This is a genomic window from Cellulosimicrobium protaetiae, assembly GCF_009708005.2.
GTDB classification, from domain to species: Bacteria; Actinomycetota; Actinomycetes; order Actinomycetales; family Cellulomonadaceae; genus Cellulosimicrobium; species Cellulosimicrobium protaetiae.
In genome coordinates this window covers 12,146-38,325 of the sequence record NZ_CP052758.1, presented here as the reverse complement: position 1 = coordinate 38,325, position 26,180 = coordinate 12,146, and the positions used below count along the sequence as shown (strand labels likewise).

Genomic DNA, 26,180 nt, shown 5'->3' with positions numbered 1-26,180 from the left:
TACGACCCACAGCGGGTGGACGGTCCGCAGCAAGCGGTGTGAAGGTGGAGCCACCACCCGCTCGAGGGCCCGACCAGCCCGCGACCTTCGGAAGTGATCCCGATGGCGACGACCAGCCCGACCCCTGTTCTGAGCAACGACCACATCGACCTCCTCATCACCGCGGCCGCCGCGTGGCACGTGCTCGCGTCACGCACGACGGCCGCGTTCGCGCGCGGGACCGTGGAGCAGCACGCGCTCACGGCATCGCCGACCGAGGCGGGCCGGCTGCTGCAGGCCGAGAACAGCGCAGCTGTGCGCTGGCTGTCCGACCAGGGCCGCACGCGCCTGGTGGACCGCGGCCACCCGGTGCCGTACACGCACCGCCCGGTCGAGCACCTCGTGCCCGTGGAGGTCATCAAGGCGGCCCACGCCGCGCAGGCGGTGTGCTCGGCCAGCCCCACATGGCCGCAGAGCACCGCACGGTCGCTCCTGGCCGCGATCGTCACCGCCGCCACCCACCGCCTCGAGGGGTACTCCGACGCGCCCTGGTCCTGGACCCGGCCCCAGCGCCGCGACGGGCACGCCATCGGGGTCGCGCTCGACGGCGCGCACCCCGAGGTCCCCGGCCTGACGTGGGTCGCACCGGACGAGCTGCGAGAGCACTGGATCAGCGCCCCGATCGTCGTGGTCACCGTTCCCGCTGCCGTGCGGGTCCCCGCGGACCTCCCACCGCGCTCTGGCGTGTTCGTACTCGCGGATGGTGAACCGGACAACACGGTCTGGGAGGCGCTGACCTCCCTCGAGATGCAGACCCTCGCCCTCTTCTGGCCGGCGTGCCGCCCCTGGCTCGCCGACCAGATCCAGGCCCCCGACCGCGAATTCGTCGAGCACCGGAGCCGGGCATGACCCGCTGCGATGCCGCTCGCGCGGGGCACCGCCCGTACACTGGGCACGGTCGGATTCGTCCGACTCCCCGGGCTGAGACCAGCGGGGTGGTACCCGCCCTCAGCCTGTCATCCGTCGGGGCCGGGAGCACCATCGGGTTGGTCCCCGGTGGCCCGGCCCCGCGGATGTTCGGGCCAGCCACCCGCTCGACGACGACGCGGGCCGGCGCCCATCAGCTGGTGCGACCATGAGCGCGATCATCCGCGCCGCGTTCGACTACCGCCGCCAGGTGCGCGAGCAGTTCCAGGACCTCCTCGAAGCGCGGTACGCGGCCGCCGTCAACGACTGCAACACCGTCCTGCTCAACGCGCGCGGGCGCGAGGCCCGCATCGACCCCTTCAGCCTCTTCTACGGGCCCCGCGTACGCGTCGACGCCTACGCCTCGCCCGAGCTGCGCGAGTGGTTCGCCAACCACGGTCGCCAGACCTTCGCCCAGTTCGAACAGCAGTACCTTGAGCCCGAACCCGCCAACGAGCAGCCCGACGAGACCCCCTGGAGCGCAGCGTCATGACCACGAACACCCCGCTCGACGCCGAGCAGGTCATGGCCGCCAACCTCCAGCGGTCCATGCGCCGCACCGCGGCCTACCTGCGCGCCATCGCCGACAAGATCGACCAGGCCGCCGTCGACGCCGACCCGGCCACCCTGCCCAGCTCGCGCCGCTACTCCTCGCTCGCCGCGGACGCGCAGCACGCGGTCGCGTGGGGAGTCGCCAACGCCTCGCTCGAGCGCCTCACCAAGGAGGCCGCCGAGGCAGACGAGGCGCGCCTGGCGAAGCAGGCCACCTCGTGAAGCACGGCCGCCGCGGCGCACGCCAGCGACTCGCCTGGTGCGAGACGTCCACCGCCGGCGCCCTGACGCCCAACCACCTGCGCGCACTCACCCCGGGTGAGCCCCTGCGTACCGGCGGCGGGCTGTTCACCCAGGCACTGTGCGGGCGCGACCTCGCCGGGGGCTGGGACCTCGCCTTCGCCGACCCACACCACGTGGCCGACCGACTCGAGCGACAACCGGAGACCGCGCGCGTCTGCATCGCCTGCGCCCACGAGGCCCAGCACCCCCAGCCGCGCCAGGACGCTCCCGCGCCGCTGGCCTCGAACGAAGGCTGACGCCACCCAGCGAGCCCACGGGCAGCTGGTCCAAGACTCCCGCAGAACACGGTGACCCCGAGGGGGCCGGACCTCAACGAGGCCCGGCCCCCTCGCTCGTCACCCGCGTCGACGGCGCAGGCTGGGCGCACCCGTCCCGTCACACGCCGGCATCCTCACGCACCTTCCAGGGATGAGAGCAACCCCTGACGAAGGTGCACCCGATGAACCTCAGAGCGACCCACGGCCGAGCCGTTGTCCCCACGCACGAAGCCCGCGCAGGTTCCAGTGCCGCCCCGACCGCGGTACCACCGAGACCAGCCCGGGCGTCCGTGTGGTGGCGGATCAACTTCGTGCTCGGGCTGATCGTGTTCGGCGTGCTGCCCCTGCTCTCCATCCCGGCCGTCATCGCGACCGCAGCCGAGTTCGGCCTCGCGAGCGCCCTCGTGTCGACGACGCTGCCCGTCCTGCTCGTCACCGCACCACTGGCCGCATGGGTCTGGTACGGCACCCACCTCCCGCGTAGCCGGCGCGGCCAGCTCGGCTGGCTCGCTCTCGTCGTCCTGATCACGATGCTCCTGCTCGTCACGCCGATCTTCTTCTGGACGATCCCCGCGATCACGGTCCTGTTCTCCGAAGGCCTGCGCGCCCTGATCAGGCACCCCGCCAAGCACCCGGCGCTCGCGGGCGCCCCGCGGCCTCCGTCCCGGGGTGTGCGATGACCACGGTCACGCCCCGGCTGGTAGTCGACGCCGGCGCCGCCGCGACGCAGCCGCTGGCGGCTGCGCCGCCGCGACTCGGCGCGCCCCCGAGCGTCCGAGACACGACGACCCGCACCCGGTACGCGATCGCGTGCCGGGCATCCGCCCGAGTCCTCGAGCTCGAGGGCCACCCCGGCGAAGCCCGACGCCTTCGCGAGCTCGCGGCCGCGCACGACCCCCACACCGACACCACCCACGAAGGAGCGCCCGCATGACCACCACGACCGTCACCGCACCAGCCCTCGCCGTCGGCGAGCGCGTCCGGTTCGCCCGGCCGTCCGACGAGAGCACCTGGTGGTGGGACGTGCGCGCCACGGACACCCGCTTCACCGTTCTGACCAGGCAGCGTCCGTTCCGGGTCAAGGGCGAGCTGCTCTACACGATCATCGACCGCGAGCGCGGCGTGCGCGGCCCCTGCAACCTCATCGGGCAGGGCTGGGACATCGAGGAGCCCGGCGGATGCGAGCGTCTACTGGACGCCCTGCTGCGCCACGCCGACAACGCTCCAGGACTGCGCGTCGAGGTCTCCCACCGCAACAACCTGCCCATCGAGATCCACGAGACGCACACGCCCGCGAGCCCCGTCCGCACCATCACACCCAGCGGCCTGCCCGGCCCCGCGCTGCCGGCCCCGAACGCCGAGGAGTTCGCACCCCTCGGCACGTTCCGCGGCATCGACCTACAGGAAGACCTCGACGACGCCGCCGTCTGGGCGCTCGGCCACCACGACCCCGCGCGCTTCGCGGCCGCGGTGACGGACTACGACGTCGACCTCACCCGTGACCACCTGATCCAGCCGCTGCAGGTCGACGACGTCGAACACACCCACGCCGTCGTCCTGCACCGCATCGCCTCCCATGACCCCGGCTGGGTCGTGACCTGGGCACCCCGACACCAGATCACCGGCACGACCCCCGGCGCGTTCCCCATCACCCTCATCCACCGGTGAACGACCAGGACCCGTCCCGAAGGAAGCGACCTGACATGAGCCTCATCGAATCCCAGCCCGCGACGATCACCGCGCGGTGCACCTGCATCCACAGCTCCAAGGACGGCGACCGGCCCGGCGCCAACTCCCAGCAGATCGGCGACGGCCAGTGGCAGTGCGGAGACCCTGCCACCCTGCTCGCCGTGTGGGAGTGCGCGAGCTGCGTCCACCAGCACAGCGCCGTGCTCTGCGAAGCCTGCGCGCGCACCCGCGTCGGGATGCCCGGTGTGAGCGCCGAGCAGCGTTTCCGTCTCGCCGAGGTGAGCGTCTGATGGTCAACGGAGCCACGACCGACGTAGTCGTCATGGGCAAGAAGTCCTGTGTCCAGTGCGACGCGACCTACCGGGCCCTGGACAAGAAGGGCATCGAGTACTCCGTCGTCGACGTCACCCAGGACGCCGCGGCCCTCGAGCGCGTGCGCGAGCTCGGCTACCTGCAGGTGCCGGTCGTCGTCGCCGGCGACGACCACTGGTCGGGCTTCCGCCCCGACCGGATCAACGCGCTCAGCTCCCGGGAGAAGGCGTCATGACCACGACCACGACACTGCCCCGTCCCGCGCTCGTCAGCCACGCATCACACGTGGCCAGCGCGCACGACGTCGACGAGATCCGCACCGCGCTCCGCGGCAGCCGAGCACTCGCCGGCGCCCGCCTTTGCGTCCAGTTCTACGGCGTGCCCATCGAGGACCCGAGCCTGTCGCCCATGTTCCTCAGCGAGCTCGCCCGCTACGCCTTCCTCGAGGCCGGCGCCGCCGAGCTCAGCCTCTGCAACCTGCCCGTCACCTCGGCCCGGCTCGACCCCGCGCGCTGGGAACTCGGCCCCACCCGCTACATCCTGGTGGCCCAGGCGATCCTCTGGGACGACGGCGAGCATGCGTCCTACCTCGACGCCGTGCGGCGCTACGCCCTATACGGACACACCGGCGTGCTCCCCGCCGACGACACCACGCTGGTCGCCGCCCGCGTGGACGCCTACAAGCGCGCGCACCCCCGCCGTGACCAGCTCGATGCCGGCGCGCTCGTCGACGTCGTCCGCGAGCACCTGCCGCTGTGCCACGCCTGAACCGCAACAGGCCACGAGCCGCCACCACTACTGAAGGGCAACCGATGCGCGCTCTCCTCCTCGACCCCCTGCTGAACTGGCTCCGTGAGACCTGGCGGCTCCTCGTCCTCTGGTTCGTCGTCTTCCTGACGTGGCTCCTGGGAGGCGGCACCGTCTTCGTCGAGATCGTCCGCAGTGCCGCGGTCCTACCCGACGGAGCCCAGGACGAACTCGTCCGCCTCCTCGGCTCAGTCCTCATCGGGGTCGTGGCGGCGCGCGTCCTGCTGCGGCACCGCTATCACGCCCAGGCCAGCGGCTTCCCAGTTGCGCCCACCCGGCACTTGGCGGTGGCGGCGACTAGGGCCTGTTTCGGAAGTGGTGTCTGACCTGCGGGTTCGGCATGCTGCGTGGTCGTGGCTGAGGTTGCGGGGCGGCATGATCTGAGTGATGCGGCGTGGGCGGTGATCGAGTCTTTGCTGCCTGTCGCGTCGTTGGGGCGTCCTGCGCGGAATCTGCGTCGTCAGGTCGATGGGATCCGTCACCGGACCCGGGCGGGGTGCCCGTGGCGGGATGTCCCGGACCGGTATGGGCCGTGGTCCAGCCTGTATCGGGTGTTCCGTCGCTATCAGCGCGACGGGGTGTGGGACCGGGTGCTGGACGCGTTGCGGTCTTTGGCTGACGGTGGTGGACAGATCTGCTGGGAGGTTTCGGTCGACTCCACGATCGCCCGCGCGCACCAGCACGCTGCGGGCGCCCGCCGGGACCCGGCCGGGCAGAAGGAGTCGCCCGGGGTCGAGCCCGCAGATCATGGGCTGGGCAGGTCACGGGGCGGGTGGACCACGAAGATCCACGCAGCGTGCGAGCAGGGGCAAAAGCTCATGGGCATGGTCGTGACCGCCGGCCACCGGGGCGACAGCCCACAGTTCGGGCCGGTCCTGGACCAGATCCGCGTGAAGCGGCCCGGCGGGCGCGGCGGTCGGCCCAGGACGCGGCCAGAGCGGGTGCGGGCGGACAAGGGCTACGCCTCGGCCGCGAACCGCAAGCGGCTGCGTGGGCGGGGCATCGCGGCGACGATCCCGGACAAGAAGGACCACCGCGCGAACCGCCTCGCGAAGGGCTCCAAAGGTGGTCGCCCACCGAAGGTCGACTACGAGGACTACAAGGCCCGCCACGCGGTGGAGTGCATGTTCAACCGCCTCAAACGCCACCGGGCCGTCGCGACCCGGTATGACAAGCTCCAGCTCCGCTACGAGGCGACCGTCAAGGTCGCCGCGCTCGACGACTGGATCACCGCCGTCGTCCGGGCGGGCCAGGCGCTGGCATCCTGAGCGGTGTGAACGACTCGCTGCCGTCCTGGCTGTCCAAGCGGCCGCCGTGCTACGCCGACACCGAGGACGGCGACTACGTCCAGGACCCCGGCCACGTCGAGATCCTGGGCATGCTCGCGGACCTGAACGCCACGACCAACACGTTCTTCGTGATCTACCCCGACGACGAGGACATCGACTGGTCGATCTCGGTCCATACCCGCCCCGGAGCACTCGGCGGCTACGAGATCGAGCACCACGACGCCGCCACCAGCGAGCACACCACGACCACCGAGGCAGACCACACCACCATCACGAGCCACCTCCTGGACTGGATCAGCCACCGCTGACCACTTCCGAAACAGGCCCTAGTGGTCACCACCCCGCCTACGGGCACCTGCTCGCGACGTACCGCGACCAAGCGTTCGTCGCCTGGGTCCTCGCACGCGTAGATCCCGCGGCCTCCGTCGCCGAAGCGGTCGACTACGCGTCCCGGTGGCACCCGACCTGGCAGCAGGGCATCGGAGCAGACGACAGCCTGCCCCGACGAGCACGGCACGAAGCCGCGCACGCCATCGTCGCTCACGAGCTCGGCTGCACGGTCACCAACGTCACCATCGAAGCCCACGGGGACTCCGGAGGCCGCGCGGCTTTCGTCCTGCCTCTGCCGCTCCCGCCCGCGCACGACGGCGCATGGATCCAGATGACCGCCCTGCTCGCCGGACAGAGCACCGACCACGCCCACGACGTCCACGACAGCGGCTCCCGAGCCGACATCGCGCAAGTCCTCCAGCTGACCGCAACGATCATCGCGACGGGGCGAACCCCCACGGGATACGACGGCCCCCTCAACAGCGACGCACTGATCACCGCCGCCCGCGCGCGCGCCGACCAGATCCTCACGACCCGCAGCGAGGATCTGGCATCCCTCACGGCAGCCCTCCTCGAGCACCGCACGATGACCGGCGCAACGGTCCGGGCAGCCCTCGGCCCAGTCCAGACCGGCACGCCACTGCGCCGGTAGGCGAGCAGGCCGCGCCACCGAGACCGACGGCATGGGGTGCTCCGGGGGAGGCGCGCGGCGACGGGCGAGGGGGACGCCAGCCGCCGCGCGCGTCTGCTGCTAGAGCGCGATGCCCTGCAAGACCTTGCCCGCCATCTCGACCAGGGCAGCCGCCGAGACGGGAGCGAGCGGCAGGCTCTCGCCCTCCTCGTCCACTCCACCCGTGAAGACCGCCGGGCCCACGTAGATCTGGTGGCGGAAGCCGTAGTGCCACGCGATGCCCGTCGCCGCGACGTTGCGCGGCAGCTCGAGCGCGAAGCCGTCGTCGTTGACCCACATGTCGAGGTTCGGGCCGAGCCGGACCACGTCCACGAACCCCCCGACCGCGCTCTGAAGGTGACTCAGGAGGCCGCCCGAGGCGTCCCAGATGACCTCTGCAGGCTCGGACTCAGCGCTGATCGTGACGGCGCGAAACGACGTGTTCGACATGATCCCTCCACGGGATATCTGGGCAGATGGTCAGTCCGCCGATGTGCTGGTACCGCCAACGCTACCGCCCACCACCCACGCTCGGACCGCACCGACCGCCGGGTCGGGCGGCATGGGGCGCCCGACCCGGCCATGGGTTGCCGGCCTCTCGATGGTGACCCGCCCGGGCAACGATCAAGCCGCGTGTCAGCGGCGCTCGACGGCATCGGCCCAGAGCCAGGCCCAGCCCTCGCGCCCCTCGCGCGAGATGTAGCGGATGTGGACCTGGCGGCCGGCCCACGCGACCGCCTCGCCGTCGACGCGGGCCTCGCCGCTCTGGCGCTGCGTGATCCACGCGCGCACCGGGATGCCCTCGGGCGGGCGCACGATCGCCACGCCGCGGCGCGCGAGCTCGGGCGCTTCCTCGGCATGGTCACGCAGCGGCACCGTCTCGATGCCGGACGGCCAGCCGCCCGGAGGCGGACGTCGACGAGTACCCACGACACAATCGTATTCGAACACCAGTTCGAACCACGGCGTAGCCTGGAAGGGTGCCGACGACCGCGCTGGACCCGCTCGAGGTGGCTCGCGCGACCCTGCGTCGCGCCGAGCTGCGCACGGGCGTGCGCGCGTCGACGCCGGGTGTCGTAGACCTCGACGACGGCTCGCGCCCGCTCGGCGCGATACTCGACGACGGGCGTCTGCCGCGTGGTGCGGCCAGCGTCGTGACGGGCTCGACGTCGCTCCTGCTCGCGTTGCTCGCGACGTCGCAGGGCACCTCGGACTGGCTCGCCGCGGTGGGGGCGCCCGACCTCGGGATGCTCGCGGCCGCCGACGCCGGCGTGGCGCTCGAGCGCGTCGCGCTCGTGCCGCGCGCCGGGGACGATCCCGCCGGGGTCGTCGCGGCGCTGCTCGACGGCATGACGTACGTCGTCGTCGGGCCGGACGCCCGGCTCACGGCGTCCGAGCGCCGACGGCTGCTCGCCCGGGCGCGCGAGCGCGGTTCCGGGCTGGTCGCTGTCAGCGCGTGGGAGCATGCCGCGGTGCGCCTCGACGTCGTCGGGCATCGGTGGTCCGGCACTGGCGCCGGCGCGGGCTACCTCCGACGGTGCGAGCTCGACGTCGCCCGCACGGCCCGCGGCATCACGGACCGGTGGACGCTCACGCTGCCGATGCCAGGCGGCCTTCTGGCCGACCCGGTCGAGGGGCAGGCGCGGCTGGCCGTCTCGATGCGGCGCGGGCCGCTGCGCCTGGTCGGCTAGCGCCAGGTCTACGGGTAGTTGGCCGGCGAGCATGTCGTGGCGTGAGGAGGGGGCAGCCGCCGACGTCCTGGGGTTCCCTGGGCCGTCGGGCTTGTAGCCTTCGGGCGTGACATGGAGGCCGGGCGAGCACATCACGACCCCGCGTGAGGCCGAGGAGTGCGCGGTCTGGCACCTGCGCGAGCTCGGGTTCGACGACGCGCAGCTGACGCCCGCGAGTGCCGACGGTGGCGTCGATGTCCGGTCCAGCCGGATCCTGGCCGAGGTCAAGCAGCTCACCGCCGTGGTGGGGCGCCCGCTGCTCCAGCGGCTCGTCGGCGCCCGCGGCGCCCAGCACCACCTCGCCCTCGCGTTCTTCTCCGCCAGCGGGTACTCCCCGCCGGCCGCCGCGTACGCCGAGGAGATGGCGATCGCGCTGTTCACCTACTCCGTGCGCGGGGAGGTCACCGCGGCCAACGGCCACGCCCGCGAGCTCGAGTGCGCCGCACCGCGGCGGGCCGCACCCCGTAGGGCTCGCACGAGCATGACCGCTCGCGCGACCCCAGGCGCCGGCGCGTCCGCCCGTGCGACGTTCGGCGAAGCGCGAGCCCGCGCGGCTGAGCAGACGCCCGCCGAGGCGTGGGGTGAGGTCGTGGAGGCGTGGGGCGGGTTCGCCGGCTGGCTGGTCAAGGCGCTCCTGGTCGTCGGCATCGTCGGGCTGGTCTTCGCGGTCGGGATCTCGTGCCAGGCCCTCGTGCCGAGTGGTCCTGACGCCGAGTTGCACGAGGCGGTTGGCCCGCTGGCGGTCGGCGTGGGAGCGCTCGTGGTACGCGCGCTGCTCCGCCGGTGGCTGCGCCACCTCTAGGCGGACTCGAGCGGACAGCACTGGGACGGGTGCGCCCGGCTCAGACGGCTCTGGGTGGCCCGCCGTCGTCAACCGCGACGTCTCAGCCGAGTGCGTCGCGGACGCAGTTGAACGAGTCGCTCGCGGCGTCGTCGTAGACGACGGAGCGGTCTCCGCTGTCGCTCAGGCTCGGGAGGTCGGGGGAGTAGCGCGAGGCCTGCCCGCTCGCGGCGAGCAGCTCGCCGGCCGAGTACGCGTACGTCGGGCCGGCGAACTCGCCGCTCTTGTGGGAGACCTCGTCGGGGAAGCCGTCGGTGCCCACCGTGACGAAGACGAGGTCGTCGTGCTCCGTGGAGGTCACCGAGTAGGCGGCGACGACGTCGACCGGCGCGATGAACGTCGCGGTGATCTGGTCGACCTGCTCCCCGCTGGCCTGCGTGCAGGCGGGGTCCGACGGCGACTGCGCGGCCGGCGCCTCGTTGGCGCCGCACCCTCCGAGGATCGTCAGGGCCAGCGCGCCCAACGTCGCGGCGACGACGTGTGCGCGGGCGGAGCGTCCATCCTCGGCTCGGCTCATGCCTGCGATGCTGCCACCGGTCGCAGGGTGCGACCACGTGAGCCGTGAGCTACCAGGTCGAGTAGCCGATGACCCGCCACCCCTCGGGCACCTCGGGGGCGATCCGGGCCTTGCCCTCTTCGTACGAGGCGGCGTCGTCGATGACGACGTCGCGGGTTTCGAGGTCGTAGGTGCGGGCGTTGTCGGGCGGGATCTGCTGGATGGTGGCACGGACGAGCACGCCCTGATCGTAGGGGTACACGCTGACGGGCGGAGGTTCTCTCGGGGGCGTGTACATCGCGCGCGATGTGTGAGACGCTGGGAGTCAACATCGCGCGTCAAGTACACCTGGAGGTAGTGGTGCCGATCCTCGTCAACGTCACCCAGACATACCCCATCAACGGCAGCAGCGCCGAGAAGCTCGAGTCCGTGGAGCGCTCCTGGCCCGTCCGCCACGTGAAGTTCGGCGCCGACTTCGACACCTCGCCCGCCGCGGCCGAGCTCCTCGCACACGCTGACGTCCTGCTCGCGGTCCGCAAGAACGTCGTCGTCGAGGTCCGCAGCATCACCGGGCACGCCGTCGACCCCGAGGACGGCCGCGTCCGGTTCCTGACTCGCGAGATGGAAGGCGCCGACGATCTCATCGGGCGCCGCCTGGCCAAGCCGTACGCCTGGGTTCGCGGGCAGGGATGGCCCGTGCAGCACGTCGGGCTGGGGGAGGAGATCACCGAGCTGACCGAACTCCTGGAACCGGCGGGCGACGAGATCGTGCACCGCACCGAGATGGCCGGGGTGTACGAGATCTCGGTCACGGCCAGCGGCGAACTCCTCGTCGTCGGCCCTCGCGGCCGCGACGTCACGGTGCGCACAGGGCTCAAGGGCGGGGGCGAGGACTTCGTCGAGGAGCGCGATGCCGACGGCCACTACAGTCTGGCGCTCACGACGGACGGAGACCTCGTCGTCGCGAACCCGGGCGCCCGCCCCGTCACGGTCCGCAGCCGATGAGCGAGGCAGCAGCATCCGCCCGACCCACCGGGCTCCAGCTGCCGCCGCGGATGCCGCGCTGGCACGCCCGATGCGACCTGCACGACTGGCCTACCTGCGTCGGCTGGTGCCCGGGCTGCGCCGAGGACCACCGCGCCGGCCTTCACGCGTGCCAGGCCGGGATCTCGATCGGGGACCAGGAAGCCCACGAGCACGACGTCGTCGAACACCCGCACACCTGCGCATGGTGCTACCCGCTGCCCGCGCACGACCGCCCGACGACGAAGGCACTCGGTACCTACCCGTCCTGGTCGACCGGGCAGCGATTCACAGCCGGAACGTGAGCGCGCTCAACGGGCTCCGCCCCGATCTACGGGTCTGCCGTGGGTCGGGGCGCGGTCGCTTTGCGCCAGGGGTCGTGCGGGTTGGTGCTCGTCCAGTGAGGCAGCCCGGCGAGGCTGAATCCTCCGTTGCGGTCGTGCTTGTGGACGGCGACGCCCGGCGCACCGCTGGTGGGCGGTGGCCGGGCGTGGGTCAGCACCCGGTCAGACGGGCTGCGAGGCCGGACGCTCGTCGGGCGGGGGCATCGTGACCAGGAGGTGCCGGATCTCGCGCAGCGCGAGCGTCACGACCGAGACCTTGCCGTCACGACGGCCCGGCAGAGGGTTGAACCGGATGCCCGGCTCGCCCGCTTGCCCGAACGTCCCCGGGCCGAGCCAGGGCCCGCGCGACGGGCCGCTCGCGCTCCCGTAGATGGTGACCCACGACCCGGCAGGCACGGCCTCGTACAGGGCGTTGAGGACGCGCCACGCCTTGCGCCACTCGAGGTGCTGAGTGGAGATCTCCGCGATGAGACCGTGCCCCGGCGGGAGCACGACGGGGTCCGGCAAGATGAGGCACGAGACGATGTTGCTGCTCAGCGCGACGTCCTGGTGTTCGCGGGCGTACTGCTCCGGGCCGATATCGAGTGTCGCGGGGTTGCCATCGGACACCCCGAACCACGGGTAGCCGCGCGACCTGCGGCCGCTCTTGAACTCGAGGTAGATACTCGCAGGGCCGTCCAGCGCGGCCCACGCGGCGCGCAGCCGCTCTGCGTACTCCTCGTCCTCGTGGGGCCCTTCCGGGCGGGCAACCCTGAGCTGGTCGAGCCTTCCGTCAACGGTCCCCTTCGCAGAACGCAGGGCGGCCGCGCACTCAAGCGCGTCTGCCCACGGCCCCGGAACGCCCTCCTCGAGCCAGCCGCGCAGCGTCTCCTCGTGCGCGGCGAGCCGGGCCTCGTCCCACGGGACCGGGGTCGTCGGGGCGGTCACAGCGCCCACGCCCGGTCATAGTCGCGGTGCTCGGCGTACGCGGAAGCAAGGCAGCGCAGCACCCAGCCGGTGACGTGCGGGTCGGTGTCGCCGTCGGCGTGCGCATCCACGATCAGGCGCTTCGCGGCGACGTCGGCCATGACGGCGGCGGGGTCGTGCGCGGCGATGTGCGCGGCGTGCTCGGGCGTCGGGACCTCGAAGTCCGGGCCGGTGCCCATGAGGACCCGCCCGCCGTCGGGCGCGTGCTTGCTCACGTCGAGGTGTGCCGGGGGCCGGTTGATGACCCCGACGGGCACGGCGAGCGCGACGGCCTCGGCCTCGTCGAGCCGGGCGCGCAGGAACGTGAGGAGGGCGTCGGTGCTCGTGCTCGCGGGTGGGCGCGAGGTCGCCTTAGGCGTCATGGACGTCGCCTTGGGCGTCGTGTTCGTGGCCTTCGGCTGGGACGTCGCCATGGGCCGGCGGGTCGCCTTCGGGGTGCTGTCTGGTGTGCTCATCTGGGTGCTCCGTTCGTGTGGGGTGTTGCAGGGGTGGTCGGTGGGGGTTGGGGGGCGGTAGCGGTCGCTTCGGTCCAGCGGGCGCGCACCCGTGGTAGCCGCCGTCGGGAGGTGCGAGCCACGAGCCGCGCGCGGCGCGCGTGAGGCGCTTCGTCCGGCACGGGAAGCAGTAGCAGTGGCCGCATCGGGCGCACAGCGGCCCGTCCTGCCGGGGGGCGGCGCAGCTAGATCACGGCTGCTCGCCCGCAGAGTCCGACACTGCCGGGACGGCGCACACCGCGATCGCGTCCACCGTCGACAGTGCGACCACGAGCCGCGACACCGACCGCTCCGTGTCGACGAGCAGGCCCACGCCGGTCTGGGACCGTTGCACGCCCGCCCACCGGCCCACCAGCAGGTAGGGCTTGCGCTGCCGCACCTTCTGCACGGTCACGAGCACGTGCAAGGTGCCGACGTCGCGCAGGGAGTCCCACAGGGACCGGACGGCGCGCTGCGCGAGGGCCTCCGTCGTCGCCCCCACGGCGAACGCCGCCACAAGCGAAGACCTCGGCACGGGCAGGATGTGCGTGAGCTCGGGCAGTGTCGGCAGGGTCTCCTCAGCCATGGTCGGCTCCTTCGCGTCCTCGTGGGCCAGCAGCGCGACGACCTGCTGCGCTCCGTGCCGCGGGCAAGTCTGCCCGGGATCACCGACAGCCGGATCGTCGTCCTCCCCGCTCGGCGCTCGCGGCCTGGAGCTCGCGAGCGGTTGGATGGTGGTCGTGGACGAGAAGACGGTGGTGCCGAGCCCGGTCGAGCTGGACGGCTCCGAGCGGTTCGTGGGCGTGGACGCGAGCGTGCTCGACTTCTGGCGCTTCGCGATGAACGACCTGCGGATGAACAACGTGCGCGGTTACCTGGCGGAGTTCTTGGTCGCGCGTGCGGTCGGCGCGAGCGGTCACAGGGTCGAGTGGGACGCGTACGACGTCCTGACGCCGGACGGCGTGCGGGTGGAGGTGAAGGTCCGCGGCTACCTGCAGTCGTGGGCCCAGAAGCAGGTCCGCCTCGGCTCGTTCCAGATCAAGGCCGCGGACTCGTGGGACCACGCCACGGGCGAGTACCGCGGCCAGCAGGGGTGGAACGCCGACGTGTACGTGCTGTGCGTTCACACCGCGCGCGAGCACGCCGCGTACGACGTCCTCGACGTGGCGCAGTGGGAGTTCTACGTCCTGCCGCGCCAGGTGGTCGTGGATCGTGCGGGCGCGGCGATGTCGCTGGCGTGGGTGAGCGAGCAGACCGGTGGGCCGACCGCCTACGCCGAGCTCGACCGGGCGATCAAGGACGCTGCGGCCGCAGAGTGAGTCCCCGCGATCGAGGGCCGGGTGGCACGGAGCAGCCGCGGGATGGGGGCTACACGTGTGCGCGGCGCTCGCCGGCGCGGTATTTCTTCGAGCTCTGCGACTCCTCGATGACGTCGATGACCTGCTCCCGTGTCAGGGCGAACGGCTGCGCGTCGACGATGGCGCGCACGACGTGCAGCTTGCCGTCGCCTGCCCATCGCTCGAGTCGGTCGAGGTCCCAGTTCAGGTCGTCTTGATCGTGTTGCGCTTCGCTCATCCGACTGCGGTCGGACGGCAGATCGGTGACGCGGTGCGCGTTGAGCACGCGGCGAAGGCCTGTGATGTTCTCGGCGGAGGGGAGCGTCCAGGTGAACGGAGCCGGCGCGAGCTTGAAGAGCAGACCGAGGTCTTCGGTGTCGATCTCGACGGTCGGCTTCCGGTGTTCCCACCAGTGCCACAGCAGGTCTTCGCCGCTCGGGCAACGCGGCAGGTAGCGCTCCTCGACGTCGCCGACGTCGTCCCACCGGTCTGACCGTTCCAGGGCCCCCTTGAGGAGCTCGAGGGTGCGCATCCGTTCCAGCCAGTCCTCGAGCATGGCGCACCACGAGGGCCAGTGTTGGTCCTTCGACTCGTGCAGGCAGTCGATGACGTCGCTGGTGAGGCCAAGCACGCCGTCGCGGTAGCGCCGCGCCAGGGGCTCCAGTCGCGGGTTCTCCCCGCTCAGCTCGGCGATGTCGCCGAGGTCTTCCGTCGTCGTGGCGTGCGGTAGGAGCGCGTCGAGCGCGGTTCGGGTGCAGAAGACCAGGAGGTCGTGGTTCTCGGCCTCGGTCAGATCCCCTCGCAGTGCGATCCGGTCGCCGAGGTGCGTGACGTCGTCGTCCTCGTCGAGCGCGGGGCCCTCGTCCCAGCGGACCGCTGCCTCGAGGAGACCCTGCGCGTAGTCGTTGGCGGGTGTCACGTCGCCGTAGATCGAGTAGGTAAACAAGCTCACCCCCACGCCGTGCGCGTACTCGACCGCCTGCCGCGTGTACCCGGACAGCGAGTAGAAGAGCCGGTACTCGCTGAGCAAGTGTCCGGCGCCGACGAGTCGCTGCACGTCGGGAGCACCGACCGGGGATCCGAGGTGCTTGACCTGCGCGACCGCACGCCGCGTCGTGTCGGCAACGTCGATGCCCTTGTCAGCCCCGGCTCCCGTGACCGCCGCTTCGGGAAACCCGCTGCGACGCATGTGCCAGGCGGCGAGCTCCTCCGCGTCACGCCAGTCCGCGAGCACGATGCGGCGTCGGTGCCGCGACGGACGGAACTCACTCATTTGCACATGGTGGCAGAGAACTCAGACGCCGCCCGCGGCCCCGACACCCCCGGCCTGCCTCGGCGATCGCGCACCAGCGCCAACAAGAGCGTGACGGCCGTCGGGCCGAGACGGCACACTTCGGCGGTGGACTCGATCCTGCTCACGCTCGCGGCCGATGTCGTCGCGGTCCTCATCGCGCTGTTCGCGCTCTTCCGGTGGCGCGTGCGTCGGCGCCGCGTCGACGTCCGGTTGCATCCGCTGACCCACTACGGTCCAGATGGCCGGGAACGGCACGAAGTCGCGGTCCAGATCATCACAGGCGACGAGCCGGTGCTGATCGAGGGTGTGGGAGTCGAGTTCGTCGGGAGAGACCTCAAGAACGAGGTGTGGTCGGCTGCTCGGGCCCTCGAGGGAGAGGTACCGAACGGATGGCCGGACCCGTTCCCAGACTCGCGCGACGGAGCGCGTGTGGACTCTTACTCAGCCCGGACCTTTCGCCTCGGGGAGGTGACCGTCCGCCAGGGACTGATCTCCCTGGACGGCACGGTTGAACTGCGCCCGACCGCGCTGCTCTGGCGCCCGAGCACGGCGCGCCCTCGTCCAGCATGGATGTACAAGTGGTCGAAGCGACGGGCGAAGCGCGCGGGGCTCGCCGGCCCAGTTCGCGTGTCGCCATCGTTGCCCGGCACAGATCCGCGCGGGATCCTCGGTCCGGTCTCCCGAGGCTGACAGCGTTGAGCCGAGCTCGACCCTGAGCTCGGCAGTTTCTCAGGCCGCGACACTAACCAGACCCGCCCTCTAGAACGGGCGGCGTGCTTCAGGAAAGTCCTACTGTCCCGGGTGCGGCGCGTAGCGCCGCCCCCACCACCGACAACTCTGCTCCCGGCCTGGGGGACGCTCTCCGGCTGCCTCCCGGGATGACGCTGACGGCCGACGAGATCGTCGTCAACTCCTCCCGGAAGTCCACGTGGGACCCGAACGGCCGCGTGACGTCGACGAGCGAGCGACTCACGGTGTCGCTGCGGGGCGACGCTTCCATCGTCTTGGCCCCGGCGTCCGTCCCTCCGCAGGCAGCCGCGCGGTCGACGAGCTTCGTCCCTCGGTTGACGCTGATCGCCTTGTCCTTCCTCTGGCGCTTCCTCGAGGGGCTCGCGACGTTGGACGGTGGGACGAGCGGGCTGCAGCGCCTAGGTGCTGCACTCGGGCAGATTGTGAAGGCCTGGAACGGGGGGTAGCGGCCTGCCCGCGAGCTGGCGGGCCTCGGCGATGGGAGGGGTCTCGTCGTCCGGGGCTGCCCGTACGCTCCGAGCATGGCGAAGAGCACGAAGGCCAAGGAGCTGAGCCCGCACGAGCGGTACATCGCCGAGTGCGTCGCGCTGGCCATCGGCGCGACCTGGGATCCGCACGACGACAACAGCCAGCCGGCGATGTACGACGTCAGGCTCACCCACGCGGACGGCACGCCTGCCGCGCTCGAGATCAGCCGTGCTGGCGACGACACGGCCTTCTGGCTCGAGAAGTACTGCTCGGAGCCCAAGGCTGCGCCCGGTGAGTACGACTGGACCGTGACGGTCCCAGCTGGGCTGGGGCTCACGCCGAAGATCCTGGCCAAGTTCCTCCCGGTGCTCATCACGGAGTGCGAGGCTGCGGGCGTCGAGACTCCTGATGCCCTGCCGGCGGTCCAGAACTGGTTCCCCGGGGCCGGTGGCCCGAACGCAGCGGGGTGGTACGTCGCCGCGCGGAGCCACGGCCTCGTCATGCAGCGCTTCACACGATCGCCCGAACGGCCGCAGATCGCCTTCTCCCTGATCAGCGGCGGGAACATCGACCCGGGGCTGCGGACCCTCGATGCGTGGATGTCCGGACAGGTCACCGAGTCATGGTTCGCGTCGAACGTCGAGAAGCTGGTCCTGTCCGGGTTCGACGAGCTGCACCTCGCAGTCTCGCTCCACGACGTCGCGGTTCCGGAGGACCTGCTCGTGAGCTTCATGAAGGCGACGGGGATCGACTCGTCGTCGGCCCTCGATGCCGGACCGCTGACGGACCTGTGGCTCTTCGCGCCGTTCGCGCCGGTCTTTCTGCACTGGACGAAGGGCGACGGGTGGGCGTTGCTCGACCGGCCCTAGGGCGAGACCGGCTCCACGAGCGCAGGGCTGTTGTTGCGCACGTTGCCGACGGCGGGGGAGACCTCGATTGGGTGGAGGTGGGGCTCGGGGACGCGGCGCAGGAGCGCGTCGACGTCGCCGGTGTCAGTGAGGTCGGGGTCGAGCCAGCCGTCCCAGAGGTCGTCGGGCAGCAGCAGCGGGGAGCGGTCGTGGATGTGGCCGAGGGTGTCGGTGGCGGCGGTCGTGATGACCGTCATGGACCACAGCCACCGGTCGGGGGCGTCGTCGGGCTTGGTGGGGTCGCGCCACAGCTCATACAGGCCAGCGGCGGCGAGCGGGGCGCCGTCGGGGTCGATGAGGTAGTACGGGGTCTTGCGGCCCTTGCCGGATTCGGGTGCCTGCCACTCGAAGTACCCGTCCATGGGGACGATCGCGCGACGGCGGGCCGCGGCGCGGCGGAAGGCGGGCTTGTCGGTGATCGTCTCGACGCGCGCGTTGATCATGCGCGAGCCGATCTTGGTGTCCTTCGCCCAGGACGGGACCAGGCCCCAGTGCACGGTGCGCAACTGGCGGGCGACGTGGCCGGCCTCCTCGCGCTCGAGCACGACGCGCACGTCCTGGGTGGGGGCGACGTTCCACGACGGTCCGAGCTCTTTCCCGACGAGCTCGGCGACGTGGAAGTGCCGAGCGATCTCGTCGTCGCGTCTCGCGCTCGCGTATCTGCCGCACATGCGCCCCAGTCTGCCCGGGCCGTGTGCCGTCCGCCGTCGTGAGGCGCAGGGGCCCGCGGTGCACAGTTGTCGGCGGGAGGAGGCAGGATGCCGCCATGACGAGCGATCCCCTGCCAGAGCTCGCTGCGGCCGGCGAGCCGGTGGCGCGCAAGTTCGAGGCCGCCTGGGACGTGTTCGCTGCGACATGCGGGCAGTACATCGCGCCCGAGGCGACGTTCCAAGCCTGGTTCGCGCACTACCTGATCTCGCAGTTCGGCATCGACCGCGTGGGACGCGAGCCGATCTTCCGGATCGGGTCGTTCATGGAGAGCCCGTGGAAAACGCAGCTTGGACGCACCGGCGAGGTCAAGCTTGACGCAGTCGTCACGCGCGCCCCCGGGCTCCAGTTGCCGCACTACGCCGGCATCGTGCGCTCGCCAGACGGGACGGGGCTGGCGGTGCTCGAGCAGCTCGCGGTGATCGCAGAGCTCAAGGTCGCTTCCAGCGTCGCCGGCGGGCTGGACCACGGCGAGGTCGCACGCGACGTGTGGAAGCTGTCGATGCTGCTCGACGAGTTCGACGCCGCGCATCCTGGCGTGCCGGCGCCCTTGGCGTTCGCGTGCATCTTGGACAACCACCCGACCAAGACGTACTCGAGGACCTATCTCGACGCGAAGCTCGCCAAGGTCAGGCACCACCCTGGGGTTCGGGTCCTGTACGCCGAGGCTGCGGCGAGACCTGTCATCTCCGGGTCGCGGGGGGCCGGCCCCCAGCCGCGCCAGCTCACTCCCGAGCCAGACCGTTGGGATTGGGTATCCGGACCCTGAGGCGGGGGGCTGGGTTCAGCGTCACGAGTCCTTCGTGACGTTCTTGTCGCCTGAGAGGTGAATCGTTCGTGCCCCGATGAACATCAGGGTCCCGACAACGCCAATGATCCCAACGATGATCGATCGCCACACTCCAACGCTCTCCCAGCTCTCTTGATTTGAGAACAATATGAACAAGGTAATGGCCAATCCTGCGAGAAAGGCGCCGGTCCGGCCGAGAGGGGATTGCTCGACTCCAATATCAGATGTCAGTAGGACAGTTGCGAGGATCGCGAGCAATACGAAGGCGAATGGCGCGAGCTGATCCCAGGGGGCTGGTGAGTCGACAAGCATCTTCGCGTAGCCCGCCGCAATCGGCCACACGTCCCGTGTGGCCGCGAATGACCCGGCGACGTCGAGTATGCAGAGCCATGCACCAGATGCGACGGAGTGCTGTTTGTAAAGATGGTAGAACGCGGACCATGCGAAAATTGCCACGAACCAGGGCCATAGCCAGAGGTCAATTCGCTCGGTGAATGTGGGCACCGAGAACGCGAGGATGTGCAGCATAATGAGAATGCCCGGGATGGCGAGAGCTGGCAGAGTGCGGCGTAAGCGACTCGGCCGTTTGTACCGCCGGACCGCGACGACACAATAAACTGCCGGCACAAGCCAGCCGACAGCCACTACAAGGACGAGCGCCGCGGGGCCAATCACTGGGACCAAGAGCAATTGATCGATCAGGATGCCCATCCAGGTTGAAAGCCCGAGGACCCCAGCGCCCAGCGCCGCTATCTCTCCCGTGGACCGCGCACGCGGCGCAGGCGCGCTGGACGCCGCGTCGGGCTCTGGCAGCGCAGGATCCTCGACGAGTGGGGGCTCGGTCAGCGGTGACTGGGCGGACGCTGGGCCACTAGACCCCGGGCGTGTCGCTCGCTTTGCCAAGTGCCACGCGAGGACCCCTCCAGCCAAGAATGCGATCGTTACCCGGCGCCTCAAGTCCATTCGTGTCCTCCTCGACGCCCGGTGCATTGCGTGCTCCGAGAAGTGTGGATGACCTGCGCTCCCTGGCCCAGGGCCACTGCGACACTTCACCCCCGATCAACGCTGCTGTGTACCGCCCCATCGAGCTGCTGGCACGATGTGCGCCATGGTTCAGCAGCGGCACGTGATCATCACCGACGACCTCGACGGCTCGGAGGGCGCGCGCACGTACGCGTTCTCCTGGCAGCAGGGGCGGTACGAGATCGACCTGAGCGACGAGCACCGCGACGAGCTGCTCGCGGCGCTCGCGCCGTACATCAAGGCCGCGCGCCGGGTCGGGCGCGCATCCGCCAGCGCGACGACCAGGACGCGCACGGACGGGGCTGAGGTTCGGGCGTGGGCCCGCGCCAATGGGCACGATGTGAGCGACCGCGGGAAGATCCCGGCCGCGGTCCTCGAGGCGTACGACGCCCGAGGCTGACCGCGCTCGCCGTGCGCCCGCAGATCTCCCGCCCGCACCATGGAGTGCAGGCGAGGGGAGGCGCTGGTGGGCGGTGGCCGCACGATGCCTTTCGGGGTCGCGCTCGCGCGCGCCGTCGAGAAGATGCCTGCGCCGGGCGCGCTCGAGGGCGGCTGTAGGTTTGAGCCGAAATGGGATGGCTACCGGGCACTCGTCGACGTCGGCGAAGACGAGGCCAGCGTCTGGTCCAGGCGCGGCACCGACCTCAGTGCGACCTTCCCCGAGATCACCACCGCAGCCCACGCTCAGCTCCCGCCTCGCACCGTGCTCGACGGTGAGCTCGTCATCTGGCTCGACGGCAGACTCACCTTCGAGGCCCTGCAGGAGCGCATGGGCCGCGGCCCACGAACCGCCGCATCCGCCGCACGCGCCCGCCCGGCATCCCTCGCCGCGTTCGACGTCCTGGCGCTCGAGGGTCGCGACATCCGCTCGCGCCCTTTCGACGAGCGGCGGGCGCTCCTGGTCGAGCTCGCGGCCTCGTGGCGTCCACCGCTCAACCTGAGCCCGGTGACGGCTGACGCCGACGAGGCGGCCGAGTGGTTCGAGACGTACGCCGTGGTCGGGGTCGAGGGGTTGGTCGTCAAGGGCGGCGCCCAGCCCTACCGGGCGGACCGGATCTGGCTGAAGGTCAAGCACCGCTCCACCATCGACGTCGTGTGCGCCGCGGTCACCGGGAGCCGGTCCCAGCCCCAGGAGATCGTCGCCGGCCTGCCGATCGAGGGCGATCTCCGCGTCGTCGGCCGAACGACGCCGCTCACGCCTGCCGCCCGCCGGCACCTGGCGCCTCTCCTGCGCCCGCCAGAGGGCGAGCACCCGTGGCCGGCCAGGATCTCGCCAGGCACCTTCGAGCGCTTCAACCCGCGCACGTCGCCGATCGACCTCGCGTTGGTCGAGCCGTTCGTCGTCGAGGTGTCCGCCGACGTCGCGTGGAACGGGAAGTCGTTCAGGCACGGGCTGCGCTTTCTTCGGGCGCGGCCGGACGCCGAGGTCGACGCGGTGCGCCCGCCGACTGCGACCTGAGCTCGCCAGCCTGACTCCGAGGATCCATGGGAGAGTTCGGACGGTGAGCAGCGAGAGGGCGCGCCAACCCGTGCGATGGGTCGTCGTCGATACGAACGTCCTCGGTGCCGGGCGCTTGCAGATCGACCAGATCGAGGGCCTCGCGGACGAGCTGCTCTACGTCGACGTCGAGGTCGTCGTGCCCGAGGTCGTGATCTGGGAGTGGGCCGAGCACGCCCGGAACGACCTTGCCGGCATCGAGGAGACCGCCCGACAACTGCGCAAGCGGCTCGGCCGCGCAGGCCTCGATGACCTCCACCCTGCAGCCGCCGCTGGAGCCAGCGAGATCCCCGACGTGCAGGAGATTGTGGATCGCATGCGAGCCCGGCTGGAGGCGCTGCCCAACGTCCGCGTCTTGCCGACGACCCCCGAGGCGGCGCTCGCTGGCCTGCGGGCGCAAGTTCTTCAGACAGGCGCCGGGCGCCGCAAGCCGGCCGTCACCGGGACGAAGACCGGTGCAGCGGACGCAGCGTGGGTTCACGACGCTCTCAGCCTCGCAGGCGGGGACCCTGCCCGTCTCGCTTTCCTCACGAAGGACTCCGATCCTGCGAGCGCGTGCCGCGCGCAGGACATCGAGCCTCCGCGTACGTTCGGGAGCCGGATCGCGGCCGTGAACGCGCTGCGTGACCTCGTCGCGGAAGTGCGCCGCGAGCTCGTGCGCGACCTTGCTGCCTACGTGCTCGACGAGATCGCCGATGAGACGCGCCGCCAGGCCCTCGCACGGGCCCTGTTCGTCCCGTCGTACCTCGTGCGACGGCGCTTTGAAAACGACCCCCTCGTCGTCAGCTGCGAGGTCTCGGCCGTTCATGCGGTCGCCGGCGTCCGCTACTACCGAACCGACGGGGCTCTCGCCACCGTTGTCGTCGATCTCCTCGTCGACCTCGAGACCGTCAGCATGCCCGCAGAGATCGAAGGAAACCTCGACGCGCGCACCGAGCACGGCGCGGTCCTCGAGGTTCCGCTCTCCGCCACGCTCGAGCCCGATGGGCGCGTCAGTGGCCTCGAACCCGCTGGCCCCGGCATCGCGCGGATCGACCTGCCCACGGAGTACCAGGACCTCTACGACTCGCACGGGAAGGCCGTCGACATTCTGATCTCCGCTCTCGGCTCCTTCCCCACGCTGCCAGGCGAGGACTGGTGGCGGACGCTCTTCACGACCGGCACCGCGACGCCGCCGACCGACGGCCTCCACGCCCTGGACGACCAGCCGGCAAGGGCGACGCGAGCGCACTGGGAGGCCCACCTGGTCGTCGCCGACACCCACCACCTCACGCTCCACGTCGACGCGACCTCCGACCCCACATCGCCAGAGCTCGACGCCGCCGTCATCACCGGCGAGCGAACCGCCGGCGACGACCACGAGGAGCTGACCAACCTGCCGACGATCGTCGCGACCATCGCGGCACTCCAGCACGCCGGCGGATCGCACCCTGGCGCCCCGAAAGGCGCCCACGAGCCCGAAGAGGCCTCCGGTGACGACAACCTCTGACGCCGAACTCCTCCTCGGCCACCTCGACCGCGAAGGCATCACCGGCGCCGGCGCCGTCACCCGCGGCTGGGACCACATGGGCGCCGTCCTCACCGACGCAGCCCTGCAGTCCGGCCGCCGGTACAAGACCCAGGTCCTGCCCCGCGTCCGCCGGCTCATCACCGCCTGGCCCGACGCCAACACCACGACCGGACTCCTACGACGCCTCAACACCGACGACATCAGCGCCACCCTGCCCTGGAACGGCCCCCGCCGACTCGCCAAGATCCCGGCCATGGCCACCGTCCTCCAGCAGCACACCATCGAGACCGTCCCCGAACTCGCCGAGGCGCTCGCGGGCCCCGAGCGTGACGTCCTGCGCGCGGAGCTCGGTGCCCTGTGGGGGGTGGGTCCGAAGACGCTGAACTACCTGAGCATCCTCGCGGGTGACGCTCACGTCGTGGCGATCGACGTCCAGGTCCGGGCGGTGGCGCGCGCGGCCGGCATCACCGACGTCACGACGAGCCACCTCGAGATCGTGCTTCACGAAGCCGCAGCGATTCGTGGTTGGCGGCCCGGAGATCTCGACGCCGCGATTTGGGGATCGACCCAGGGCTAGTCCGGTGGAAGCGGCGCTGGTTCTTCGTCCGTTTCCAGCCACCGGGCGAACACGCGTTCCAGGTTCCCCAGGTCGTCCTCGGTGAGCACGATCAGGTCGACGCCGCTCTTCGCCGCCAGCCGCTTCTTGCGCTCGATCCGGTCTGCGTACTCGGTCTTCGTCATCATGCCGGCGGCCTCGACGAGCACGTCGTCGATCAGCCAGTCCGCGCGCATGCCGGTCGGGTTCAGGTCAGCGTCATACGGATAGGCCGGCTCGACGTCGTGCTTGATCGCGTGTGCGTGGAGCCAGTCGTCGACGTGCCGCTCGAGCATGGACCGGCACGGGTGCCCATCCTGTGCGGTCGAGTACACGCCCCGGGACGGTCGCCAGCCACCGGCCAGCACGCCGGCGTCTTGCAGGAGCGTGGTCCACGGCGGGACCTCGCGCGGCTCTGCCACCTTCTTGGGGAGGGGGATGCGGAGCAAGGCCTGGCGCACCAGGTCCTCTTCGTCGCGCCACACCAGCCGCGATAGTGCGGGCCGTGAAGGCGGGCCGCCGCCTTCGTCGGTCAGGACTCGCAATGCTGCCCAGGACGCGGCCTCACGGGTCGCGGTCCATGGGTACAGGGCTGGCATGCCCGATACACCGTTGACGAGAGTCGCGGCGTAGACGCAGCACGAGCACAGTCGGTCGGTCTGCGCCGCGAGCAGCGTCTCCAGGAACACCCCACCAACGAAGTAGTTGCGGCCACAGATCAAGCACCGCCGCTTGAGCCGACGCTTGCCCGGCCCGAGGACGCCTGCCCGCGCCAAGGCGGAGACTGCGAGCAGTAGGCGGCCACCATCGTTCGCCTCGTGGTCACCCTTCGGCAGGTCCGGGGCAGGGATCTTCGACTCCCGGACCGCAGCGCACAGCGCGGGCTGCCCGGTCGCGTTCGCCTGCTTGGCCGTCAACGCTCCAGGGCCGACGAGCGCGTCGACGCGGACCTTGCGCCAGGGCAGTCGCCGCCACCATGCCGGGGCGGTGGTCTTCAACCGGTAGGCCGCGAGGAAGAGGGCGTGCTCCGGTGCGACCTGAAGCGCCCAGTTCGCCGCTTCCTGGGCTTCGGACGGGACCGGGAGCGGCTCGGTCAGGGCGAGCAGGGTCCGCACCTGGTTGCCATCGATCAGCGGCACCCTGTGCGCCCACCGGAGGTGGCTACCGCCCCCGCTGGGCAGGAACGTGTCGAGCGGCTTGCCGGCGAGCCACTCCTCGACGCCCGCGATGACCTCGGCCGGCACCTGGGCGCCCCGCGCCGCGGGCGTCAGTGAGCGCGCCGGCGATGCGGGGGCCTCCTCGACCCCGTACATGGCCTCCGACGTATACGGCGTGTCCGGGAGCAACCTCAACGCCAGCGCGGACCGCAGGGTGGCGGTGAGGTTGTTCGGGTCCACGTGATTGGGCACTTCGTCGACGACGTTCTCGACGTCGAACCCGTGCCAGCGCAGGATCTCAGTGACGGGTCCGACCCATTGCGGGAGGACGCACACGAGCGTGTTGCTCTCCGGGAGGAAGAACCCGGCCGTGACCCCGTCGATGACGCCACGGCTCGTGAGCGCGGTCGAGCGCCCGAGGCTCACCCGCCACGCTCGCCATGACGCGACGTGCTCCACCTCGGCGGCGTGTGCTGGGAGGGCCGCGCCCCATCCGTCGACGGGGGGAGTGACGTGGTGGCCGGCGCGCTCGTACGCCTCTGCGAGGGCACGTCGGTCGCGCTCGTCCTCGGCGAGTAGGACATTCACCGGCAGCAGGAGCCGCGACACGATCTCGCGGCCTTGCTTGAGCAGGATCCGCGGGTGGGTCGGTGCCTGTGGCGTGTGGACGCGCATCGTGAGGGTGCTCGTGTCCAGGGGGTCGTGGGGATCGCTCTGCATGTTGGCGGCGAAGTCCAGCCACGCCTGAGCGAACTCCTCGTCGGTCACCGTCTGGCGCCCCATCGTCGCCGCCTCCATCCCGTTGTGCCAGGCGTCGCCGCCAAGGATCGCACGGGCTCCGAGACGGCGTGGGGGAGGGTGTTCCTCGAGGAGCGCCCGCCCCACACGACACAGTGTCAACGGTCAGACAGTGGCGATCCGGACGCGGTAGCGAGGGGTGGCTGCCTGCTCGTCACCCTGCTCGACGCGGACCGGGGCGTCGGGCGTCGGGCGTCGTCCTGTCCGAAGCTCAGCACGGAGACACGCCATCGACGCGAGCTCGTACTTGCAGGACCATCTCGCCGGCGACGCCGGCCTCGACGGGTTGGGCTCCAGCCGCGAAGAGATACCGCACC

Annotated in this window: 36 protein-coding genes; 25 read left to right on the top strand and 11 right to left on the bottom strand. The window is 71.1% G+C overall.

The window, feature by feature from the left end; genetic code table 11:
• The first annotated feature begins 102 nt into the window (after nt 1-102).
• From FIC82_RS20185 to FIC82_RS20125, 13 genes are all read left to right on the top strand, one after another.
• A complete protein-coding gene (locus tag FIC82_RS20185) occupies nt 103-888 on the top strand; it encodes a hypothetical protein (RefSeq protein ID WP_154800654.1) in 786 nt (261 codons plus the stop codon).
• A 226-nt stretch (nt 889-1,114) separates the two neighbouring features.
• A complete protein-coding gene (locus FIC82_RS20180; protein ID WP_154800653.1) occupies nt 1,115-1,438 on the top strand; it encodes a hypothetical protein in 324 nt (107 codons plus the stop codon).
• Nucleotides 1,435-1,719 (top strand): hypothetical protein, encoded by a 285-nt coding sequence (locus tag FIC82_RS20175; RefSeq protein ID WP_154800652.1) that lies wholly within the window; start codon nt 1,435-1,437, stop codon nt 1,717-1,719. Before FIC82_RS20180 ends, FIC82_RS20175 begins: the two co-directional genes overlap by 4 nt.
• On the top strand, nt 1,716-2,036 hold the full coding sequence (locus tag FIC82_RS20170; protein ID WP_154800651.1) for a hypothetical protein: 321 nt from the start codon (nt 1,716-1,718) through the stop codon (nt 2,034-2,036). Before FIC82_RS20175 ends, FIC82_RS20170 begins: the two co-directional genes overlap by 4 nt.
• 332 nt (nt 2,037-2,368) lie before the next feature.
• The gene (locus FIC82_RS20165) at nt 2,369-2,737 is read left to right on the top strand and encodes a hypothetical protein (protein WP_154800650.1); all 369 of its coding nucleotides are present in this window, start codon (nt 2,369-2,371) and stop codon (nt 2,735-2,737) included.
• Between the two features lie 250 nt (nt 2,738-2,987).
• Nucleotides 2,988-3,725 (top strand): hypothetical protein, encoded by a 738-nt coding sequence (locus FIC82_RS20160; protein WP_154800649.1) that lies wholly within the window; start codon nt 2,988-2,990, stop codon nt 3,723-3,725.
• A gap of 35 nt (nt 3,726-3,760) precedes the next feature.
• Nucleotides 3,761-4,036, top strand: coding sequence for a hypothetical protein (locus tag FIC82_RS20155; protein WP_154800648.1), 276 nt, complete (start codon nt 3,761-3,763; stop codon nt 4,034-4,036).
• A complete protein-coding gene (nrdH, locus tag FIC82_RS20150; RefSeq protein ID WP_154800647.1) occupies nt 4,036-4,293 on the top strand; it encodes a glutaredoxin-like protein NrdH in 258 nt (85 codons plus the stop codon). The genes FIC82_RS20155 and nrdH overlap by 1 nt, the downstream gene beginning before the upstream one ends.
• Entirely contained in the window at nt 4,290-4,826 is a 537-nt protein-coding gene (locus FIC82_RS20145) for a hypothetical protein (RefSeq protein WP_154800646.1), read from the top strand. The genes nrdH and FIC82_RS20145 overlap by 4 nt, the downstream gene beginning before the upstream one ends.
• 44 nt (nt 4,827-4,870) lie before the next feature.
• A complete protein-coding gene (locus tag FIC82_RS20140) occupies nt 4,871-5,191 on the top strand; it encodes a hypothetical protein (protein WP_154800645.1) in 321 nt (106 codons plus the stop codon).
• A gap of 21 nt (nt 5,192-5,212) precedes the next feature.
• Nucleotides 5,213-6,133 carry an IS5 family transposase gene (locus FIC82_RS20135; RefSeq protein ID WP_168732366.1) on the top strand — a complete coding sequence of 307 codons (921 nt, stop codon included), beginning with the start codon at nt 5,213-5,215 and terminating at the stop codon, nt 6,131-6,133.
• A gap of 5 nt (nt 6,134-6,138) precedes the next feature.
• Nucleotides 6,139-6,462: a hypothetical protein gene (locus FIC82_RS20130; protein WP_154800644.1), complete on the top strand. Its 324-nt coding sequence runs from the start codon at nt 6,139-6,141 to the stop codon at nt 6,460-6,462.
• Between the two features lie 353 nt (nt 6,463-6,815).
• On the top strand, nt 6,816-7,136 hold the full coding sequence (locus FIC82_RS20125) for a hypothetical protein (RefSeq protein WP_154800643.1): 321 nt from the start codon (nt 6,816-6,818) through the stop codon (nt 7,134-7,136).
• Nucleotides 7,137-7,235: 99 nt separating this feature from the next.
• Here the strand turns inward: FIC82_RS20125 and FIC82_RS20120 are convergent, their stop codons facing one another.
• Complete coding sequence (locus tag FIC82_RS20120; protein ID WP_154800642.1) at nt 7,236-7,604, bottom strand: DUF3846 domain-containing protein; 369 nt, start codon at nt 7,602-7,604, stop codon at nt 7,236-7,238.
• Nucleotides 7,605-7,790: 186 nt separating this feature from the next.
• The gene (locus tag FIC82_RS20115; protein ID WP_154800641.1) at nt 7,791-8,084 is read right to left on the bottom strand and encodes a hypothetical protein; all 294 of its coding nucleotides are present in this window, start codon (nt 8,082-8,084) and stop codon (nt 7,791-7,793) included.
• A 50-nt stretch (nt 8,085-8,134) separates the two neighbouring features.
• Here FIC82_RS20115 and FIC82_RS20110 point away from each other — a divergent pair, with 50 nt between their 5' ends.
• Both FIC82_RS20110 and FIC82_RS20105 read left to right on the top strand, forming a co-directional pair.
• A complete protein-coding gene (locus FIC82_RS20110; protein WP_154800640.1) occupies nt 8,135-8,845 on the top strand; it encodes an HAD family hydrolase in 711 nt (236 codons plus the stop codon).
• Between the two features lie 106 nt (nt 8,846-8,951).
• Complete coding sequence (locus FIC82_RS20105; protein ID WP_154800639.1) at nt 8,952-9,686, top strand: restriction endonuclease; 735 nt, start codon at nt 8,952-8,954, stop codon at nt 9,684-9,686.
• Nucleotides 9,687-9,768: 82 nt separating this feature from the next.
• Here FIC82_RS20105 and FIC82_RS20100 read toward each other — a convergent pair whose 3' ends face one another.
• Both FIC82_RS20100 and FIC82_RS20095 read right to left on the bottom strand, forming a co-directional pair.
• Entirely contained in the window at nt 9,769-10,242 is a 474-nt protein-coding gene (locus FIC82_RS20100; RefSeq protein WP_154800638.1) for a hypothetical protein, read from the bottom strand.
• 49 nt (nt 10,243-10,291) lie between these two features.
• On the bottom strand, nt 10,292-10,462 hold the full coding sequence (locus tag FIC82_RS20095; RefSeq protein WP_154800637.1) for a hypothetical protein: 171 nt from the start codon (nt 10,460-10,462) through the stop codon (nt 10,292-10,294).
• Between the two features lie 65 nt (nt 10,463-10,527).
• On the opposite strand from FIC82_RS20095, the gene FIC82_RS20090 reads away from it, so the two are divergent.
• Nucleotides 10,528-11,226: a hypothetical protein gene (locus FIC82_RS20090; protein ID WP_154800636.1), complete on the top strand. Its 699-nt coding sequence runs from the start codon at nt 10,528-10,530 to the stop codon at nt 11,224-11,226.
• 524 nt (nt 11,227-11,750) lie between these two features.
• Here the strand turns inward: FIC82_RS20090 and FIC82_RS20085 are convergent.
• From FIC82_RS20085 to FIC82_RS20075, 3 genes are all read right to left on the bottom strand, one after another.
• The gene (locus FIC82_RS20085; RefSeq protein ID WP_154800635.1) at nt 11,751-12,524 is read right to left on the bottom strand and encodes a hypothetical protein; all 774 of its coding nucleotides are present in this window, start codon (nt 12,522-12,524) and stop codon (nt 11,751-11,753) included.
• Nucleotides 12,512-13,009, bottom strand: a complete 498-nt coding sequence (locus tag FIC82_RS20080) for a DUF6221 family protein (protein ID WP_154800634.1) — start codon at nt 13,007-13,009, stop codon at nt 12,512-12,514. The genes FIC82_RS20085 and FIC82_RS20080 overlap by 13 nt, the downstream gene beginning before the upstream one ends.
• A gap of 229 nt (nt 13,010-13,238) precedes the next feature.
• On the bottom strand, nt 13,239-13,613 hold the full coding sequence (locus FIC82_RS20075; RefSeq protein WP_154800633.1) for a hypothetical protein: 375 nt from the start codon (nt 13,611-13,613) through the stop codon (nt 13,239-13,241).
• Between the two features lie 154 nt (nt 13,614-13,767).
• Here FIC82_RS20075 and FIC82_RS20070 point away from each other — a divergent pair, with 154 nt between their 5' ends.
• On the top strand, nt 13,768-14,346 hold the full coding sequence (locus FIC82_RS20070; RefSeq protein ID WP_154800632.1) for a hypothetical protein: 579 nt from the start codon (nt 13,768-13,770) through the stop codon (nt 14,344-14,346).
• A gap of 49 nt (nt 14,347-14,395) precedes the next feature.
• Here the strand turns inward: FIC82_RS20070 and FIC82_RS20065 are convergent, their stop codons facing one another.
• A complete protein-coding gene (locus FIC82_RS20065; protein WP_168732365.1) occupies nt 14,396-15,598 on the bottom strand; it encodes a restriction endonuclease in 1,203 nt (400 codons plus the stop codon).
• Between the two features lie 165 nt (nt 15,599-15,763).
• On the opposite strand from FIC82_RS20065, the gene FIC82_RS20060 reads away from it, so the two are divergent.
• From FIC82_RS20060 to FIC82_RS20050, 3 genes are all read left to right on the top strand, one after another.
• On the top strand, nt 15,764-16,348 hold the full coding sequence (locus tag FIC82_RS20060; RefSeq protein WP_154800630.1) for a hypothetical protein: 585 nt from the start codon (nt 15,764-15,766) through the stop codon (nt 16,346-16,348).
• A 188-nt stretch (nt 16,349-16,536) separates the two neighbouring features.
• Nucleotides 16,537-16,854 carry a hypothetical protein gene (locus FIC82_RS20055; protein ID WP_154800629.1) on the top strand — a complete coding sequence of 106 codons (318 nt, stop codon included), beginning with the start codon at nt 16,537-16,539 and terminating at the stop codon, nt 16,852-16,854.
• Nucleotides 16,855-16,929: 75 nt separating this feature from the next.
• Complete coding sequence (locus FIC82_RS20050) at nt 16,930-17,745, top strand: hypothetical protein (RefSeq protein WP_154800628.1); 816 nt, start codon at nt 16,930-16,932, stop codon at nt 17,743-17,745.
• On the opposite strand, the gene FIC82_RS20045 is transcribed toward FIC82_RS20050, so the two are convergent.
• Nucleotides 17,742-18,455, bottom strand: coding sequence for an SOS response-associated peptidase (locus tag FIC82_RS20045; RefSeq protein ID WP_154800627.1), 714 nt, complete (start codon nt 18,453-18,455; stop codon nt 17,742-17,744). The genes FIC82_RS20050 and FIC82_RS20045 overlap by 4 nt on opposite strands.
• A 95-nt stretch (nt 18,456-18,550) precedes the next feature.
• Between FIC82_RS20045 and FIC82_RS20040 the strand changes: the two genes are divergently transcribed.
• The gene (locus FIC82_RS20040; protein WP_154800626.1) at nt 18,551-19,261 is read left to right on the top strand and encodes a hypothetical protein; all 711 of its coding nucleotides are present in this window, start codon (nt 18,551-18,553) and stop codon (nt 19,259-19,261) included.
• A gap of 21 nt (nt 19,262-19,282) precedes the next feature.
• Here the strand turns inward: FIC82_RS20040 and FIC82_RS20035 are convergent, their stop codons facing one another.
• A complete protein-coding gene (locus FIC82_RS20035) occupies nt 19,283-19,993 on the bottom strand; it encodes a hypothetical protein (protein ID WP_154800625.1) in 711 nt (236 codons plus the stop codon).
• A 397-nt stretch (nt 19,994-20,390) separates the two neighbouring features.
• Between FIC82_RS20035 and FIC82_RS20030 the strand changes: the two genes are divergently transcribed.
• From FIC82_RS20030 to FIC82_RS20015, 4 genes are all read left to right on the top strand, one after another.
• Complete coding sequence (locus FIC82_RS20030; protein WP_154800624.1) at nt 20,391-20,705, top strand: histone-like nucleoid-structuring protein Lsr2; 315 nt, start codon at nt 20,391-20,393, stop codon at nt 20,703-20,705.
• Nucleotides 20,706-20,789: 84 nt separating this feature from the next.
• Nucleotides 20,790-21,764 (top strand): ATP-dependent DNA ligase, encoded by a 975-nt coding sequence (locus FIC82_RS20025; protein WP_154800623.1) that lies wholly within the window; start codon nt 20,790-20,792, stop codon nt 21,762-21,764.
• A 178-nt stretch (nt 21,765-21,942) separates the two neighbouring features.
• The gene (locus FIC82_RS20020; RefSeq protein WP_154800622.1) at nt 21,943-23,292 is read left to right on the top strand and encodes a hypothetical protein; all 1,350 of its coding nucleotides are present in this window, start codon (nt 21,943-21,945) and stop codon (nt 23,290-23,292) included.
• Nucleotides 23,276-23,890, top strand: coding sequence for an HhH-GDP family DNA glycosylase (locus FIC82_RS20015; RefSeq protein ID WP_154800621.1), 615 nt, complete (start codon nt 23,276-23,278; stop codon nt 23,888-23,890). The genes FIC82_RS20020 and FIC82_RS20015 overlap by 17 nt, the downstream gene beginning before the upstream one ends.
• On the opposite strand, the gene FIC82_RS20010 is transcribed toward FIC82_RS20015, so the two are convergent.
• Complete coding sequence (locus tag FIC82_RS20010; protein WP_154800620.1) at nt 23,887-25,848, bottom strand: hypothetical protein; 1,962 nt, start codon at nt 25,846-25,848, stop codon at nt 23,887-23,889. The two genes, FIC82_RS20015 and FIC82_RS20010, sit on opposite strands and share 4 nt — an antisense overlap.
• Nucleotides 25,849-26,180: the final 332 nt, after the last annotated feature.

Coding starts and splice junctions, on each gene's coding strand:
- FIC82_RS20185 (WP_154800654.1), top strand. CDS start 103: ATGGCGACGACCAGCCCGACCCCTGTTCTGAGCAACGACCACATCGAC.
- FIC82_RS20180 (WP_154800653.1), top strand. CDS start 1,115: ATGAGCGCGATCATCCGCGCCGCGTTCGACTACCGCCGCCAGGTGCGC.
- FIC82_RS20175 (WP_154800652.1), top strand. CDS start 1,435: ATGACCACGAACACCCCGCTCGACGCCGAGCAGGTCATGGCCGCCAAC.
- FIC82_RS20160 (WP_154800649.1), top strand. CDS start 2,988: ATGACCACCACGACCGTCACCGCACCAGCCCTCGCCGTCGGCGAGCGC.
- FIC82_RS20155 (WP_154800648.1), top strand. CDS start 3,761: ATGAGCCTCATCGAATCCCAGCCCGCGACGATCACCGCGCGGTGCACC.
- nrdH (WP_154800647.1), top strand. CDS start 4,036: ATGGTCAACGGAGCCACGACCGACGTAGTCGTCATGGGCAAGAAGTCC.
- FIC82_RS20145 (WP_154800646.1), top strand. CDS start 4,290: ATGACCACGACCACGACACTGCCCCGTCCCGCGCTCGTCAGCCACGCA.
- FIC82_RS20140 (WP_154800645.1), top strand. CDS start 4,871: ATGCGCGCTCTCCTCCTCGACCCCCTGCTGAACTGGCTCCGTGAGACC.
- FIC82_RS20125 (WP_154800643.1), top strand. CDS start 6,816: ATGACCGCCCTGCTCGCCGGACAGAGCACCGACCACGCCCACGACGTC.
- FIC82_RS20120 (WP_154800642.1), bottom strand. CDS start 7,604: ATGTCGAACACGTCGTTTCGCGCCGTCACGATCAGCGCTGAGTCCGAG.
- FIC82_RS20100 (WP_154800638.1), bottom strand. CDS start 10,242: ATGAGCCGAGCCGAGGATGGACGCTCCGCCCGCGCACACGTCGTCGCC.
- FIC82_RS20090 (WP_154800636.1), top strand. CDS start 10,528: ATGTGTGAGACGCTGGGAGTCAACATCGCGCGTCAAGTACACCTGGAG.
- FIC82_RS20080 (WP_154800634.1), bottom strand. CDS start 13,009: ATGAGCACACCAGACAGCACCCCGAAGGCGACCCGCCGGCCCATGGCG.
- FIC82_RS20075 (WP_154800633.1), bottom strand. CDS start 13,613: ATGGCTGAGGAGACCCTGCCGACACTGCCCGAGCTCACGCACATCCTG.
- FIC82_RS20055 (WP_154800629.1), top strand. CDS start 16,537: ATGACGCTGACGGCCGACGAGATCGTCGTCAACTCCTCCCGGAAGTCC.
- FIC82_RS20050 (WP_154800628.1), top strand. CDS start 16,930: ATGGCGAAGAGCACGAAGGCCAAGGAGCTGAGCCCGCACGAGCGGTAC.
- FIC82_RS20045 (WP_154800627.1), bottom strand. CDS start 18,455: ATGTGCGGCAGATACGCGAGCGCGAGACGCGACGACGAGATCGCTCGG.
- FIC82_RS20040 (WP_154800626.1), top strand. CDS start 18,551: ATGACGAGCGATCCCCTGCCAGAGCTCGCTGCGGCCGGCGAGCCGGTG.
- FIC82_RS20035 (WP_154800625.1), bottom strand. CDS start 19,993: ATGGGCATCCTGATCGATCAATTGCTCTTGGTCCCAGTGATTGGCCCC.
- FIC82_RS20030 (WP_154800624.1), top strand. CDS start 20,391: ATGGTTCAGCAGCGGCACGTGATCATCACCGACGACCTCGACGGCTCG.
- FIC82_RS20025 (WP_154800623.1), top strand. CDS start 20,790: ATGCCTTTCGGGGTCGCGCTCGCGCGCGCCGTCGAGAAGATGCCTGCG.
- FIC82_RS20010 (WP_154800620.1), bottom strand. CDS start 25,848: ATGGGGCGCCAGACGGTGACCGACGAGGAGTTCGCTCAGGCGTGGCTG.